Raw genomic sequence first — 13646 nt, 5'->3', positions numbered from 1 at the left:
CGGGCTCGGTCTGTGACTCGAGGGAAGACGCGGGGGAAGGAGCCACCGGGGCGAAGCGGAGGCAACCGGTCGGATCTTGACCGAAGTCGTACGGCGGACGGGCGGGTCCGGGCGTACGGTCGAAGGCATGCGCATTGTCATCGCTGGTGGTCATGGTCAGATCGCGCTGCGGCTGGAGCGTCTGCTCGCCGCGCGCGGGGACGAGGTCGCGGGGATCATCCGCAAACCCGAGCAGGGCGACGACCTGCGGGCGGCGGGCGCCGAACCGGTCGTCCTGGACCTGGAGTCGGCGTCCGTCGAGGAGGTCGCGGACCAACTGCGCGGCGCGGACGCGGCGGTGTTCGCGGCGGGCGCGGGACCGAACAGCGGGACGGCCCGCAAGGACACCGTGGACCGGGGCGCGGCCGTGCTGTTCGCGGACGCAGCGGTCCGCGCGGGCGTACGGCGCTTCGTGGTCGTCTCCTCCATGGGCGCGGACCCGCACCACGAGGGCGACGACGTCTTCGACGTCTACCAGCGCGCCAAGGGCGAGGCGGACGCGTACGTACAGGGCCTGGAATCCCTCGACTGGACGATCCTGCGCCCCGGCGCGCTCACCGACGACGCCGGCACCGGACTGGTCCGTCTGGAGGCCCGCACGGGCCGCGGCCCCGTCCCGCGCGACGACGTGGCCGCGGTCCTGGCGGAGCTGCTGGACAGCCCGGCGACGTCCGGCCTCACCCTGGAGCTCATCAGCGGCTCGGCGCCGGTGGCGGTGGCGGTCAAGGCCGTCGCGGGGAACTGACCCGGCGGCGGAGCACGTCAGAAGAGGGGCAGCTGACCGGGGAACTCCGGGACCACGTAGCCGTCCAACGACGGTTGCGCGGCACCCAGTTGCGCGGAGCTGCGCGAGCCGGGGCAGGACACGAGTTCCCCGGCCTCCCGCGCTCCCGGCGGGTCGTGCCGCGCGAACCGTCCGGCGACGACGGCGATCTCGCGACGGCATGCGGGGCAGGTTCTGCGACGGCTGGACGCGCTGGGCATACGGCCAGTCTGCCCCAGTGGGCCACGCGGGTACCCCGCGACGGGACGCGCCCCGCTCGCCGCGCGGAAGTGCGGTGACCTCCCTAGCATCCGTACACGTGGCACATACCTTCGAGGAACTCGTGGAGAAGCAACGCGCGGCCGACGAGGCACACGCGAGGGTCGAAGCGCTGCGCGACGCGTACGGCGCGCCCACGGCCGCCCCCTGGTCGGACATCCAGACCGACACCTACGAAACCGCCTGGCGCGCCTGGCGGGACCTCGCCCGTGACGTGCAGGCGACGGTGACCGAGTACGCCAGGGACGAGGGCCGCCCGCGCAACGACGTCGAGGCGGAGGTGAAAACGGCGGCGAAGACGCCCCCGGCGCGGACGGCGGAGCCCCCGGAGGACTCCCCCGGGAAGGACGGATGACCCGTCGTCGTGCTCCTGCCCGCGCACACGAAGAAACCCCTCCGCTCTGCGTTGTCGCAGTTCGGAGGGGTTTCCTCTCTCAGCGTGGCGGCGCCAGGATTCGAACCTGGGAAGGCTGAGCCGGCAGATTTACAGCGGGCCGCGGTTGTACCGCGCGGCCTGGGGTTTCCCCCTGCCAGTTCAAGACTGGGGAACACCTGGGGGAAACGGTCAGGTCCGCTCATCGCTGGTCAGCCATACCCTGACCCACTGTCGCAGCCGTAGCAGCTTCACATCGATCCGCAGGTCGTCTTCGATCACGACGGCATCGAGCATCACACGGCAGGGGACGTCATCCCTAATTCACAAGGCGAGTTATTGCGAATTTGCCGGACACTCGGAACGTCAGTGGCCGGGACCGGGCCAATTCAAACTCGATGCATAGCGAGCAGTTTCAGCAGCAGTCCAAGCCTGCTGGGTCTGCTTCGTTAGGACGTCTACCTGCATTTTAAAGAGCGCGTCATCGCACGCCGCCTTATACATCTGCTCCACAGGCGTTCGGGTAGGCAGATTGCCACAGTAAAGTTTGGATTTATTGACGTGCCACGACAAAGGGTTGATGGCGGCCGACGCGGAAGTCGCAGCCAGAACAGCTATCGCAAAGGCGGACACTCCGATCGAAAATCCGGCAGATAGAGCTTTCGCCCGCTTCTTCATCGAACTCCTCCAAGCCTGTAAAACGCATAGTGATACCTATTGCCTGACCTATGCATCATTACACACCTAAGCCGCTCCGTTCGTGCCGAATATCAGCCAATCAGCCATGTTCAATCCAGCCACAACCGAAGATTTTTGGGCTTTTTGCCCGATTTGCAATAATCGGGGTCTGGCGCTTTTCACGCCCAGGAGGGAGGTTGAGACCTCCAGGACACCCGAATAGATCCTAGCCTCGACTCTTAAAAAATCGCATCAAGCCAACCCTCCCAGCGTTCTTCCCTTTCGGGGGACCGGGGCAATCGCTCGAATAATGCATAGCTTGAACCGGTTCAAGGCGATGATATGGACACGTTGGAGTGATCTCGTCGTCATAAATCGATCCACCGCAGGGCGCTTTAGGGCAGGTGCACCCTGGGCCGGCCGCATGATCCACTCCGGGAACGGTATTGTGCACAATTTCATTCTTCACGTTTCTCCATCCTGTATAGGCTCGCGGAACGGGTACCTGCAAGTGAGGCACATTTTGACTGACTAGGACTGAATTGCATCAATCAGTATGGTGGCCTTGGGGTATTGCGGCGCCCTAACGTTGTGCACGAGGTTCGTCGGCATGATGATTGCTATCCCTGCCCATTGCGTACGTGCGCCGCGCTCCACCACGTCACCCGGCCAGCGTAGAGGCTGCGCTCTAGGATCGGGCGGCTTTCAAGGCGGTGATCACGACCGCCGTATCGCCTTCGTACAGGGTGTGCGGCTCGTCTGCCTCAGGAGGGACGAATCGGGTGCGGTATCGCTGAAGGTCACTCTCCGAGAAGTAGATCGAGTTGGGGTCATTCGCGTGGTCGGCGTTGCGCTTGCTGATCCTGGCCCACAACTGATCGTGGCTGGCTGCGAGGTAGACGAGTATCGGCATGGCACCGGCATCAATCGCAATGTCGCGCCACCTCGCCCGGTCCTCGGGCGTCCAAAATCCATGGTCAACAACAACGTCGCGGCCTGCCTTGAGCTGCTGCTCTAGGTCGACCGCCACGTCTTCCAGGACCGGCTTCTCAAGCGTAGGGAAGACGCCTCGGGGGAAGTCCACTCCGTAGACGCCGTGCCGACGGAACATTTCCTCATCCGGGCACAACCGCTTAAACCCGCGGTCCGTGAGAGCACGGGACAAAGTTGTCTTGCCGGACCCGGGGAGTCCAGCCATAAGGACACAAAAAGGCGGGCGAGGGTGCATCGGTCTCGTCATGGTTCGGGAGATGGCGGCCAGCTCTGCTTCGGCTTCGGGCGTGATTGTGCCAGCCCTGCGAGCCCCAAGCAGTGCAGCTAGTCGATCCTCAAGCACACTCATGAGCGTGTCATCCATGCCCGTCACGGGGAGACCTCCGATTCCGTGCGCCATGTCCGGCCGGGCCCTCCAAGATCTACTCCGTATTCCACGATGTTGCCCTCACTGTCGACGAACTTCGCCGTCATCACAACTACCGGTTCTGACGGCAGGTTGTCGGGATCCAACTCCAAGAGCCGTGCGTACTCCTGCGTAAGCAGGCGGGCCGAAGCAGAGTCGATGCGGTGACTGATGGGGTGGCCAGTCGCTTCGGCAATAAGCTGGAGTGAGGTTCCGCCCGTCAGGCGCTCGCTCGCTGCCAGTTGAGGGATCAGCTTCGCGTAACGAGCGGGGATCCATGACGTGCTGTGGGCCACGATGCCGTGCCGGTCTCGGTACACCCGGCTCCGCCGGATCACATCGGAGCCAGGCGGGATGTCCAGCGCTTGCGACACTTCAGCGGGCGCAGCAACCACGCCGGCCTGATGCGAGTCGGACCGTTCGCCAGCTCCCCAGCTAGACCCGGTTCGGCGTCCCCGATCCTGGCGCTGAGACCCTGAAGACATCGGCGCCGGGTGATCCAGGACTTCCGTCCCAATCCCGTGGATCCCTCGCACAAGACCGTCGTTGCGCAGCTTGCGCAGGGCTTTCTCTGCTGTCGCGGTGCTTACTTTCCACTCTTCGGCGAGGTTCTTGATGCTCGGCAAGAGCGAGCCCGGCTGTAGCTGACCAGACGTGATCAGCCCCGTGTAGTGGGCGGCAATCCTCGCGTACGGCGCCCGATTGTCGGCCTGGCCTGCCATGTCGCCCGCTCCCTGTCGTTACTTCCCTGAGGTTCCCTACCTTACCGCTTGACACCGCAGGGAACCCTAGGGAACCCTAGGGATGTGCCTGGAGGAAAGTCCCCGCTCGCGGGGGTGAGTACGAAGTGAGCGCGCATTGATTGAGAACTCAACAGGGTGCCGACCCAGCCGCATGCACAGGTGCGGTCGATGGGTGCAGCTCACCACCCCGACCTCCCATGTCGGGCCGGGTGACCTGCCCGGATCCGCCTTTGTGGCGGTGATGGCACTGCACGTTCGCCCTGATGGTCGTAGGCCGGGTTCGACTCCCGGTCGGGGCGCGCACGACCCATCTCACCCACTCCACAGGAGATCGATATGCGTTTCCGTAACAGCGCCTCCGCCGCAGCCTCCGCCGACCTGAACAAGGGCCGGACCAGCGACGACCTGCGGCGGGAGTACGACTTGATCACCCGTGAGCGCGACGGGGGTCACAACGCGCTCAGCGCGATCAACGCGCAGAACGACATTGCTCGTGAGCTGGAGCGCCGGGGCCGCTGACCCGCCCCGACAGCCCTGATGGTCGTAGGCCGGGTTCGACTCCCGGCCGGGGCACGCCTCACCGGCCACCCTCTTTCCCCTGGAGTCTGCATGAGCACTGTCGAGATCGTCTCGTTCGGCTACCTGCACGACGCCCCGCCGGCCGCGCACCTCACCATCGACCTGCGCCACCACTTCCGCGACCCGCACGTCTCACCGGAACTGCGGTACATGACCGCCGATGACGCCCCGGTGCGCGCCGCTGTGCTGGGCACGGCCGGTATCGCTGCGCTGGTGGAGGCGACCGCTACGGCCGTGGACGCGTTCGCTTCCGGTCCCAGTGCCGGGACGGTCACGGTCGCCGACGGCTGCGCCGGTGGACGTCACCGCGCCCCCAGCTTCGCCCGCGCCCTGGCCGCCCGGCTGACGGCCGCCGGGCACACGGTGAGCGTCCGCCACCGCGACATGGGCAAGGACGTCGTCCAGCGCTGACACCCGCCCCGGACCTGCCGCCTCGGGGCGGGGCCGCGACGGTGCCGGATCGGATCCGGCCCGGGGCACCGGCCGCCACCCGCGCGGCCCGCCGCACGCCCCGCGTGCGGCCCTTCCCCCACAACGGCGCGCGGCCCCGGTGCTGGAACACCGGGGCCGCTGTTCGGGCCGTTGACACCTGCTAGGGAGAACACGACCCAATGAACATCATCGTCACAGTTCAGGACGCTGTTACCGCGTTCGAGCCGTGGATGGAGCCCACGGACGCCGAGCTGAACGCCATCGACGCGGAGATGCCCATCATCCGCGCGGAGATGGAGCTGCTGGACGCGCAGATCATCGTCATCGACCGTACGCCGTGCGAGCTGGACGAGCGGCGCATCCGCCGGGCACGCCGACGTGTGCTCGCCGCGCACCGCGACCACATCAACGGCCTGCCCGGTCAGACGGGCGGCATCGCATGAACCTGCACCGCAAGGGCCGCGCCGCCCTCGTGCTCGCACTGGTCGCTGTGGTCACCATGGCCTTCCGGGTGTCCTGGAACGCCCTGCGGGACATCGCGGGCGCCATCGGCGCCGACCACACGGCCGCGACGCTGTATCCGTTCGTCGTAGATGGTCTGATGGCCCTAGCTCTGATCGCCACGCTCGTGCTCGTCGGTCGGGACCGCATCTTCGCGCTGCGGGTGCTGGCCGCCTACACGATCGCCTCGCTCGTGCTGAACTACGTGCACGGCCTGGTCCCGGAGCTGCACGGCCACTCCGTCGACTGGGGTCGACTGGCCGACTGGGACCCGGCGAACTGGGCGCTCGTGCTGCTCGCCACGTCGCTTCCGGTCGGATCGATCTACTTCGGCTCGGACCTCGTGGCGAAGGTGCTGCACCACCGCCCCACCCCGATCACACTCCCGATCGAAAATGCGGAAGAATCGACCAATACAGAGATGAATCGGTCTAGGTCTGACCTCACAGTATCGACCCCCACGCCGATCACGCCGAACGTGAAGCCGCTGCCCCGCGCGGTGGCCGTCGGCTTCCTGAAGTCGACCATCCCGGCCAAGCCGGTCCGGGCCATCGAGCAGCCGACCGTGACGCCGATCGAGCGGCGCGCGGTGGCCGCCGAGTCGACCCGAGTGCGCCGGGCCACGGGCCGTGTGCCCGAGGTTGCCCGTACCCCTCGGCCGAAGCGCAGGCCGGATGAGCTGCTGGACGAGGCGCGGAAGGTGACGGCCGATTGGCCGGACGCCAGGCTGACCGCCGAGGGCATCCGCCGCGAGGTCCGCACCTCCCCGGCCAACGCCCGCACCTTGCGTGACGCCCTGCGCGCCGAGCGCGGCCTTCAGGTCGCGTGATGGCCGCGCTGCCCGTCTACCGGTGGCGGCTCGCCCCGGACGGCTACGCCACTTACCGCCAACTCCGCGCTCTGGGCCTGCGTCCGGGTGGTCAGGGGGTGGCGGCTCAGGTGGAGCGGCCGCGCCGCCGGCGGGGGCCGTTGGTCGCCTACCTGTACCGCATCGACCTGGCGAAGCCGGTCCGGCCGATGACCTCGGCGAAGTGGGCTGCCCTGGCCAAGGCCAACGCTGCCCGCCGCGTCTGCCCCGAGTGCCGGCGGGACGCGGGATACGTCATCCCGCCGTCCCTCGGCATGTGTCCTGCCTGTGCCTTCCCCGACAACGCCCCGGAGGGTGCGTCATGGAACAGCTCCCCGCACACCGCCCCCTGACTGTCGTTCAGCTCCCCGACGGCCGCCAGGTCTACGCCGACCCGACCGCTCTGCCCGCGCAGCAGCCCGCCGGGCCGCAGGTGGTGCACATCCACCAGGCTCCGCCGGACCGCACGGTGCAGCGCGTCGCGCTCGGCTCCGGTGTCGGGGCCGGTGCGGTCGCGGCCGGTGTCTACTTCGGCCCGCTGCTCGTCGGCGCGCTGACCGCCATCGCCGCGAACCTGGCGATGCTCGCCTTCATCGCGCTTGTGCTCGGTTGGTCCGTCGTCACCGTCGTCCGCGCCGTTGGCGACGGCGGCAAGAGCACCGGCAGGCCCGGCCGCAAGGGCCGCTGAACCACCCCGAAGCCGTAGGCGGCCCCCAGGGCGCCTGAGCCCCCTTCCATGGGGTGTTTGACCCCCGGAAGCCTGTTCGGCCCCCACAGGCCCCGTAGCGACGCAGGGTGACGGAAGTTTCCGTCCTCGCGCGCGCACGCGTAGAGGCCCCCTCGGAAACCAGGAAACCGGAAACACGCTCACTCCGCGTAACACCTGTGTGTGGTGACGGGCCGTCGCAGGACCCGTCACCACCAACCCACTGATCCCGGAAATGAGGACACCCGTGAGTCACGGACAAGTCTGGCGCACCCACCGCCAGTACGCCGCCACCGCCGCCCACTGGAGCGCCGACCACTACCGCAAGGAAACCGAGCGCCGCCGCGCCCTGCGTGCCGAACGCAAGCCGCTGGTGCGCGATGCCCGCCGCGCGCTCGCCACCGCACGCGCCATCGACCCCGAGGGCGTCACCTCCATCCGCCACCGCGCCGAACGGGAGTTGCGTACCGCCAAGCGCCGTGTGCCCGACCCCATGTGGCTGTTCGCCACCAAGACCGCCGCCGCGCTCGGCGTCGCGGGGTACGTGTGGCTGCCGCACGTCTCCACCCGCGCGTGGGTGTGGTCGGCCGTCGCCGTCGTCGCGTCCGTCACCGCCCTGTCCGTGTGGATCGCCGTGCGTGAGCGCGACACCAGCGGACTGAAGCCCACCGCTGAAGAGTCGGCGCTGCTCAAGCGTCTTCAGCCGCAGCACTGGAAGGAGCACGCCGAACAGCGCGGCCTGTCGGGCACGCTGACCGGACGGCCCCGGCTGACCGAAGCCGGGATCGTGTGCGCCGTCCGCCTCGACGGCACGTGGACCGCGACCAAGCTCCGCGCGGCCGAAGACCACATCCGCAACCTGCTCGGGGCCCGCACGAGCCTGCGCATGCAGATCAAGGCGGGCAAGCAAGGCGGCTGGGCCGAACTGACCCTGCGCACCCGCAGCGCGGCCGACGGCGACGACCTGAAGTGGACGCCCGAGCGGCGCTCCCTCGGCATCGACACCGTCACCGGCGAACAGGTCACCGTGCCGCTCGGGGAACGGCTGCTCATCGCCGGACGCTCGGGCGCCGGTAAGTCGGTGGCCTCCCGGCCGCTGCTGTTCGACGCCTCCGAGGGCGCCACGAACGCGCTCGTCATCATCGACCTCAAGCGCGTGGAAGGCCGCCTGTGGGACCACCGCGCCCGCGTCGCCTCCACCCCGCGCGAAGTCGTCGACGTGGTTGACGAGCTGGAGACGGAGATGCTGGAACGGCTCGCCATCCTGCCCAAGGGACAGGACACCTGGACCCCCACCGCCGACCGGCCGCGCATCACGGTCGTCGTGGACGAGGGAGCCGAGGTCATGACGGCCGCCGACAAGGTCCCGTGCGAGAGTGAGACCGCAGACGGCAAGACCCGCACCGTCAACCGCTCCGCCCTGCCGGGCCTGGAGTCCATCGCACGGATGGGCCGCGCGGCGTGCATCGACCTGTGGTGGATGACGCAGAAGCCCACCATCGGTGACGGCATTCCCAAGCAGATCGCCCCGCAGATCGGCGTGTCCATCTGCCTGGCCGTACGCACGCCGGCCGAAGCGCGCGTGGTGCTCGGTGAGGACGCTCAGGCCAAGGGCTGGAACGCCGACGAGCTGCCCGTGCCCGGTGTGGCGCTCATCCGCGACGGCAAGCGCAAGCCCGACCCCGTCAAGGTCCGCTACATGGACAAGTCCGTCGTCATCGCCCTGCCCGACCGCACCCCCTGGTCCCGTTCGGTTGCGCCCACGGTGGAAGCCGCGGGCGCCCCCACGCTCACCCTCGTCAAGGACACCGCACCCGAGGCGGCACCGGCCACCGACAGCGCCGTCGCCCGCGTGCTGAAGGCCATCGAGACCGCCGACGAACCGGTCGCACAGAAGGACCTGGTCACCCTCACGGGCCTGTCCAAGGGCGCCGTGTCCAAGGCCGTCAAAACCCTGACCACCGGCGGCACCGTCGTCCGCGCCCTAGACGGCCGACTGACCGCCACGCGCGGCGACGAGCCCGCCGCCGCCTGAACCACCACCCAAGACGACGGCGGCCCCCTTCCGCCAAGAACCGGGGCCGCCGCCAATCCACCAGCCCAGCAACAGACCTGTGGAGGACTTCCAGCATGACCCAACCAACCGACTTCCGGCGAGTGCGCGCCCGGCGCCCGCGTTTACTGGACCTGTACTGCTGCCAGGGCGGCGCCAGCAAGGGCTACCACGATGCCGGGTTTGACGTGACCGGCATCGACAAGGACCCCCAGCCTCGCTATCCGTTCCGTTTCGTCCAGGCCGACGCGGTCGCGTTCGTCCTGGACCACGGCGCGGAGTTCGACTTCATCCACGCCTCCCCGCCGTGCCAGCACGACAGCGAGTGCCAGCGCATCCAGGCCAACGACCATCCCGACCTGATCGAGCCCACCCGCACGGCGCTGGAGACGACGGGGCGCCCGTGGGTGATGGAGAACGTGCGCGGGGCGGTGCACAAACTGCACGCTCCGGTGATGCTGTGCGGGCAGATGTTCCGGCTCGCCAATTACCGGCACCGGTTCTTCGAGACCGGCGGAGGCTTCCACCTCGCCCAGCCGGACCACCCCGCGCATTTGGTCCCGCAAGCCAAGATGGGCCGCCCCGTCCCACCCGGCCGCTACGGGCAGTTCGTCGGCAACTTCTCCGGCGTCGACCTGGCCCGCCGCGTGCTCGGTGTGCCGTGGATGAACCGCGACGGCATCCGCGAGTGCATCCCGCCCGCCTACACCGAACACATCGGCCGCGCCGCCCTGGCCCTGCTCGCCACGGACCGTGTGGGGGTGGCCGCGTGAACGCGCGGGTGCTGCCGCTGCGGCGGCCGAACGGCCTGCGGGTGCTGGACGTGTGCTGCGGCGCCGGCGGACTGTCCATGGGCTACTACCTCGCCGGGTTCGACGTCGTCGGCGTCGACAACCGCCCGCAGCCCAACTACCCCTTCCCGTTCGTCCAGGCCGACGGCATCGACTACACCGCCGAACACGGCCACACCTTCGACCTGGTCCACGGCTCCTGGCCCTGCGAGCGGTACGCCACCGTCACCAGGTGGCGCGGCAACCCCGACGACCACCCCGACCTAATCGGCCCCGGCCGGGAGGTCATGCAGGCCACCGGACGGCCGTGGGTCATCGAGAACGTCCCCGAGACCGCCACCGCCGGAATCCTGCGCCCCGACTACCTGCTGTGCGGGACGCAGTTCGGCCTCAGAGTGCGCCGTCACCGCGTGTTCGAGACGTCCTGGGGCGGGGGCGGCGACCTGGTCGCGCCCTGCTGGCACCGCAAGGGCTTGCTCGTCTTCGAGCACAAGGGCGAGCGCGCCTACGCGGACGCCATGGGCTGCACCTGGATGACCAACCTCGAAGCCCGCAAAGCCGTACCCCCCGCCTACACCCACTGGATTGCCGCCCAGTACCTCACCCTGGAAGGGAGCGCGGCAGCATGAACCACGGTCTCCTGAACGCGGCCCTGGACGCGTCCGCGCACGGCTGGCACGTCTTCCCCCTGCGCCCCGGCACCAAGCGGCCCGCCCTGCACGGCGAGCAGGCATGCCCCCGCACCGGCCCGTGCGCCGGCGGGCACCGCAAGTGGGAGGAGCGGGCTACCACCGACCCAGACCGAATCCGCGCCACCTGGTCCCACGGCCCGTTCAACGTCGGGATCGCCACCGGCCCCTCCGGGTTGCTAGTCGTCGACCTGGACATGCCCAAGGACAAACACAGTTCGGACGCGCCTGACGGCGCGGCAACCTTCGGAGCGCTCTGCGAGCGCGCCGGGCACACCGTCCCCGCCACCTACCGGACCCGGACCGCGAGCGGCGGAACCCACTTGTACTTCACCGTCCCGGACGGTATCCGGCTGACCAACACGGCTGGAACCGTCGGCGAGTTGGTCGACACCCGGGCATGGGGCGGATACGTCGTCGCCGCCGGCTCCACCACCCCCGCCGGACCCTACGAAGCGCTGTGCGGCCCTGAGACGGTTCCACTGCCCGGTTGGCTCCAAAGCATCCTGCAACCGGCTCCCAGGGCGCCTCAGGCCCCCTCAGGGGCCTTACCGGGGCAAGCTAGCCGATATGCGGATGTAGCGCTCACCGCTGAGGCACGGAATGTCGCCACGGCCCAACCCGGGGCGCGGGAAGCGACGTTGTTCCGTGCCGCCCGCGCCGTGGGGCGGTTCGTCGCGTGGGGCGACCTCCCCCGGCACACGGTTGAGCAGGCTCTTCAGGAGGCAGGGGAGGCGGCCGGCCTCACCGTCGCCGAGTGCCGCTCGACCCTGCGCAGCGCCCTCAACTGGTCCATCACCCACAACCAGCAGCGCAGGGGGAACGCGGCATGAGCACCCCCACCCGCCCCCTTCTGAAGAGCATCACCCCAACCCCGGCCGGACCGGATGCCGCTCCACAGCCTGTGGAGACGGCGGCCGTGGGCGTGCCGAAGGTCGCCGCCCGCAAGGGCGTCCCCATTGCTGTTGGCGTTGACCCGACGCCCGAAAGCCCTGGGATCCGCATCTACGCCCCGCCGGTCTACCGCCACCACTACGACGGCGCCCGCTGGTCCAAGCGCTACAGCGACACCCCCACCGCCGCCTACGCCTGCCCCTGCGGCCACACCACCACGGCCACCGGCCAACAGGCCGTGGCCGACCTGGTCGCCGACTACGCCGCCCACAAGCACTTCTGCACCGGCACCCCCGCCGCGCTCACCGAACGGAGGACCGCCGCATGACCGAGCCCCCCATCGACGGCGCCGCCCTGCTCGCCGAGGTCGAAGCCTTCCACCGCCGCTTCAACGTCTTCCCCACCGAAGCCGCGTTCGTCGCCGTCACCCTGTGGGACGCGCACGCCCACCTGCTCGACTGCTTCGACTCCACCCCCCGCATCGCCTTCCTGTCCCCCGAACCGGGGTCAGGCAAGACCAGGGCACTGGAGATCGTGGAAACCCTCGTGCCACAGCCCATGACAGCCGTCAACGCGTCCGCCGCCGCCCTGTTCCGGTCCGTCTCCGGGCCCGGCGGCAAGCCCACGATCCTGTTCGACGAGATCGACACCGTCTTCGGCCCCAAAGCAGGCGACAACGAGGAGTTGCGCGGGTTCCTCAACGCCGGCCACCGCCGCACCGGCGTCACCTACCGGTGCATCGGCGACGGCGGTAACCAGACCGTTCAGGCGTTCCCCTCGTACTGTGCGGTCGCGGTCGCGGGTCTCGGTTCGCTGCCCGACACGATCCTGACCCGCTCCGTCATCATCCGCATGCGCCGCCGTGCCAGGAACGAGAAGGTGGAGCCCTTCCGGGCCCGCATTCACGAGGCGGAGGGGCACAAGCTCCGTGACCGGCTCGCCACGTGGGCGGAACAGGCCCGGGGGTTCGTCATGGGCGCGTGGCCCGACATGCCGGACGGAGTCGCCGACCGGCCGGCGGACGTGTGGGAGCCACTGTTGGCCATCGCCGACGCGGCCGACGGTGACTGGCCCGACCGGGCCCGGGAAGCCTGTCTGACCCTCGTCAAAGCCTCCCGGGCCAACGACAAAGGCAGCATGGGCGTACGGCTGCTGACCGACCTGCGCGACCACGTCATGCTCGGCATCGACCGCCTGCCCACCGTCGCCATCCTGGACAGGCTCAACGCCATGGACGACGCCCCGTGGGCCGACCTCAACGGCAAGCCGCTCGACAACCGGCGCCTGTCCAAGATGCTCGCCGAGTACATGACGGCCGACAACGAGCCCATCGCCTCCCGCAACATCAAGGCCGCCGGCAGCGTCCTCAAGGGCTACTACGCCGCCGATCTCTGGGACGCGTGGGCGCGCTACTGCCCCCCTCCCCCGGAAAGTCCGCTACCTCCGCTACCGGGCATGGAAAACGCTGCCTGACCAGCAGCTATGAGGTAGCGGCAAGCGTCGGAACTTGCCGCTACCCGGCCGCTACCTATCCGCTACCGCTACCCCTTCCCGCTACCTCGAACAGGCCCCTGACCTGTGCGGTAGCGGCGGTAGCGGAAGTAGCGGCCCTCAGAGGTACCCCCCTCCCGCAGAATCCAAGAAGGAGTCTTCGCCTTGGCACGCCCCAAGATGCTCAAGCTCCCCGAAGTCCTCGAAGAGATCGAGATGAGCCGCGCCGCCTTTTACCGCATGCGCGCCCGGGGCAAGGCCCCGAAGCTCATCAAGCTCCCCAACGGTCAGCTTCGCTGCCGCCGCACCGACCTCGACGCGTGGTGGTCGTCCATGGAAGACGCTGCCGCCTGACCACCTCCCGCACACACGAGACACGAGGGGCCCGC

The 13646-nt window shown here is 68.9% G+C and carries 18 protein-coding genes; 15 read left to right on the top strand and 3 right to left on the bottom strand.

Annotation, left to right across the window (positions count from 1 at the left end):
- Window positions 1-127: 127 nt before the first annotated feature.
- Entirely contained in the window at window positions 128-784 is a 657-nt protein-coding gene (locus Saso_RS21790) for an SDR family oxidoreductase (protein WP_189925284.1), read from the top strand.
- Between the two features lie 17 nt (window positions 785-801).
- Here Saso_RS21790 and Saso_RS21785 read toward each other — a convergent pair whose 3' ends face one another.
- On the bottom strand, window positions 802-1023 hold the full coding sequence (locus Saso_RS21785) for a hypothetical protein (RefSeq protein WP_189925286.1): 222 nt from the start codon (window positions 1021-1023) through the stop codon (window positions 802-804).
- A gap of 98 nt (window positions 1024-1121) precedes the next feature.
- Between Saso_RS21785 and Saso_RS21780 the strand changes: the two genes are divergently transcribed.
- The gene (locus Saso_RS21780; protein ID WP_189925288.1) at window positions 1122-1436 is read left to right on the top strand and encodes a hypothetical protein; all 315 of its coding nucleotides are present in this window, start codon (window positions 1122-1124) and stop codon (window positions 1434-1436) included.
- Window positions 1437-2820: 1384 nt separating this feature from the next.
- Here the strand turns inward: Saso_RS21780 and Saso_RS21775 are convergent.
- Complete coding sequence (locus Saso_RS21775; RefSeq protein WP_372442462.1) at window positions 2821-3489, bottom strand: P-loop nucleotide/nucleoside kinase family protein; 669 nt, start codon at window positions 3487-3489, stop codon at window positions 2821-2823.
- A gap of 5 nt (window positions 3490-3494) precedes the next feature.
- Window positions 3495-4253 (bottom strand): GntR family transcriptional regulator, encoded by a 759-nt coding sequence (locus Saso_RS21770; protein ID WP_189925292.1) that lies wholly within the window; start codon window positions 4251-4253, stop codon window positions 3495-3497.
- A gap of 357 nt (window positions 4254-4610) precedes the next feature.
- Between Saso_RS21770 and Saso_RS21765 the strand changes: the two genes are divergently transcribed.
- From Saso_RS21765 to Saso_RS21705, 13 genes are all read left to right on the top strand, one after another.
- On the top strand, window positions 4611-4793 hold the full coding sequence (locus Saso_RS21765; RefSeq protein WP_189925294.1) for a hypothetical protein: 183 nt from the start codon (window positions 4611-4613) through the stop codon (window positions 4791-4793).
- A gap of 90 nt (window positions 4794-4883) precedes the next feature.
- A complete protein-coding gene (locus Saso_RS21760; RefSeq protein ID WP_189925296.1) occupies window positions 4884-5264 on the top strand; it encodes a RapZ C-terminal domain-containing protein in 381 nt (126 codons plus the stop codon).
- A gap of 200 nt (window positions 5265-5464) precedes the next feature.
- A complete protein-coding gene (locus Saso_RS21755) occupies window positions 5465-5728 on the top strand; it encodes a DUF6284 family protein (protein ID WP_189925298.1) in 264 nt (87 codons plus the stop codon).
- Complete coding sequence (locus Saso_RS21750; RefSeq protein WP_189925300.1) at window positions 5725-6615, top strand: DUF2637 domain-containing protein; 891 nt, start codon at window positions 5725-5727, stop codon at window positions 6613-6615. Before Saso_RS21755 ends, Saso_RS21750 begins: the two co-directional genes overlap by 4 nt.
- A complete protein-coding gene (locus Saso_RS21745) occupies window positions 6615-6986 on the top strand; it encodes an RRQRL motif-containing zinc-binding protein (protein WP_189925302.1) in 372 nt (123 codons plus the stop codon). The genes Saso_RS21750 and Saso_RS21745 overlap by 1 nt, the downstream gene beginning before the upstream one ends.
- Window positions 6956-7321 (top strand): DUF6251 family protein, encoded by a 366-nt coding sequence (locus Saso_RS21740; protein ID WP_189925303.1) that lies wholly within the window; start codon window positions 6956-6958, stop codon window positions 7319-7321. Before Saso_RS21745 ends, Saso_RS21740 begins: the two co-directional genes overlap by 31 nt.
- A gap of 265 nt (window positions 7322-7586) precedes the next feature.
- On the top strand, window positions 7587-9374 hold the full coding sequence (locus Saso_RS21735) for a MarR family transcriptional regulator (RefSeq protein ID WP_229901426.1): 1788 nt from the start codon (window positions 7587-7589) through the stop codon (window positions 9372-9374).
- 95 nt (window positions 9375-9469) lie between these two features.
- Window positions 9470-10165: a class I SAM-dependent methyltransferase gene (locus Saso_RS21730; RefSeq protein ID WP_189925305.1), complete on the top strand. Its 696-nt coding sequence runs from the start codon at window positions 9470-9472 to the stop codon at window positions 10163-10165.
- A complete protein-coding gene (locus Saso_RS21725; RefSeq protein WP_189925307.1) occupies window positions 10162-10812 on the top strand; it encodes a DNA cytosine methyltransferase in 651 nt (216 codons plus the stop codon). The genes Saso_RS21730 and Saso_RS21725 overlap by 4 nt, the downstream gene beginning before the upstream one ends.
- The gene (locus Saso_RS21720; RefSeq protein ID WP_189925309.1) at window positions 10809-11705 is read left to right on the top strand and encodes a bifunctional DNA primase/polymerase; all 897 of its coding nucleotides are present in this window, start codon (window positions 10809-10811) and stop codon (window positions 11703-11705) included. The genes Saso_RS21725 and Saso_RS21720 overlap by 4 nt, the downstream gene beginning before the upstream one ends.
- Complete coding sequence (locus tag Saso_RS21715) at window positions 11702-12094, top strand: hypothetical protein (protein ID WP_229901427.1); 393 nt, start codon at window positions 11702-11704, stop codon at window positions 12092-12094. The genes Saso_RS21720 and Saso_RS21715 overlap by 4 nt, the downstream gene beginning before the upstream one ends.
- Window positions 12091-13239 carry a DUF3631 domain-containing protein gene (locus Saso_RS21710; protein ID WP_189925311.1) on the top strand — a complete coding sequence of 383 codons (1149 nt, stop codon included), beginning with the start codon at window positions 12091-12093 and terminating at the stop codon, window positions 13237-13239. The genes Saso_RS21715 and Saso_RS21710 overlap by 4 nt, the downstream gene beginning before the upstream one ends.
- 183 nt (window positions 13240-13422) lie before the next feature.
- Window positions 13423-13611 carry a helix-turn-helix transcriptional regulator gene (locus Saso_RS21705; protein ID WP_189925313.1) on the top strand — a complete coding sequence of 63 codons (189 nt, stop codon included), beginning with the start codon at window positions 13423-13425 and terminating at the stop codon, window positions 13609-13611.
- The last annotated feature ends 35 nt before the right edge of the window (window positions 13612-13646 follow it).

Origin of the sequence: Streptomyces asoensis (genome assembly GCF_016860545.1) — a bacterium.
GTDB classification, from domain to species: domain Bacteria; phylum Actinomycetota; class Actinomycetes; order Streptomycetales; family Streptomycetaceae; genus Streptomyces; species Streptomyces asoensis.
The sequence above is the reverse complement of the archived record's forward strand: the minus strand, read 5'-3'. Positions and strand labels throughout refer to the sequence as shown.

What these genes read in the sequence shown, in the direction of transcription:
- Saso_RS21790 (WP_189925284.1), top strand. Translation starts at nt 128, where the DNA reads ATGCGCATTGTCATCGCTGGTGGTCATGGTCAGATCGCGCTGCGGCTG.
- Saso_RS21785 (WP_189925286.1), bottom strand. Translation starts at nt 1,023, where the DNA reads ATGCCCAGCGCGTCCAGCCGTCGCAGAACCTGCCCCGCATGCCGTCGC.
- Saso_RS21775 (WP_372442462.1), bottom strand. Translation starts at nt 3,489, where the DNA reads ATGGATGACACGCTCATGAGTGTGCTTGAGGATCGACTAGCTGCACTG.
- Saso_RS21770 (WP_189925292.1), bottom strand. Translation starts at nt 4,253, where the DNA reads ATGGCAGGCCAGGCCGACAATCGGGCGCCGTACGCGAGGATTGCCGCC.
- Saso_RS21765 (WP_189925294.1), top strand. Translation starts at nt 4,611, where the DNA reads ATGCGTTTCCGTAACAGCGCCTCCGCCGCAGCCTCCGCCGACCTGAAC.
- Saso_RS21760 (WP_189925296.1), top strand. Translation starts at nt 4,884, where the DNA reads ATGAGCACTGTCGAGATCGTCTCGTTCGGCTACCTGCACGACGCCCCG.
- Saso_RS21755 (WP_189925298.1), top strand. Translation starts at nt 5,465, where the DNA reads ATGAACATCATCGTCACAGTTCAGGACGCTGTTACCGCGTTCGAGCCG.
- Saso_RS21750 (WP_189925300.1), top strand. Translation starts at nt 5,725, where the DNA reads ATGAACCTGCACCGCAAGGGCCGCGCCGCCCTCGTGCTCGCACTGGTC.
- Saso_RS21745 (WP_189925302.1), top strand. Translation starts at nt 6,615, where the DNA reads ATGGCCGCGCTGCCCGTCTACCGGTGGCGGCTCGCCCCGGACGGCTAC.
- Saso_RS21740 (WP_189925303.1), top strand. Translation starts at nt 6,956, where the DNA reads ATGGAACAGCTCCCCGCACACCGCCCCCTGACTGTCGTTCAGCTCCCC.
- Saso_RS21730 (WP_189925305.1), top strand. Translation starts at nt 9,470, where the DNA reads ATGACCCAACCAACCGACTTCCGGCGAGTGCGCGCCCGGCGCCCGCGT.
- Saso_RS21720 (WP_189925309.1), top strand. Translation starts at nt 10,809, where the DNA reads ATGAACCACGGTCTCCTGAACGCGGCCCTGGACGCGTCCGCGCACGGC.
- Saso_RS21715 (WP_229901427.1), top strand. Translation starts at nt 11,702, where the DNA reads ATGAGCACCCCCACCCGCCCCCTTCTGAAGAGCATCACCCCAACCCCG.
- Saso_RS21710 (WP_189925311.1), top strand. Translation starts at nt 12,091, where the DNA reads ATGACCGAGCCCCCCATCGACGGCGCCGCCCTGCTCGCCGAGGTCGAA.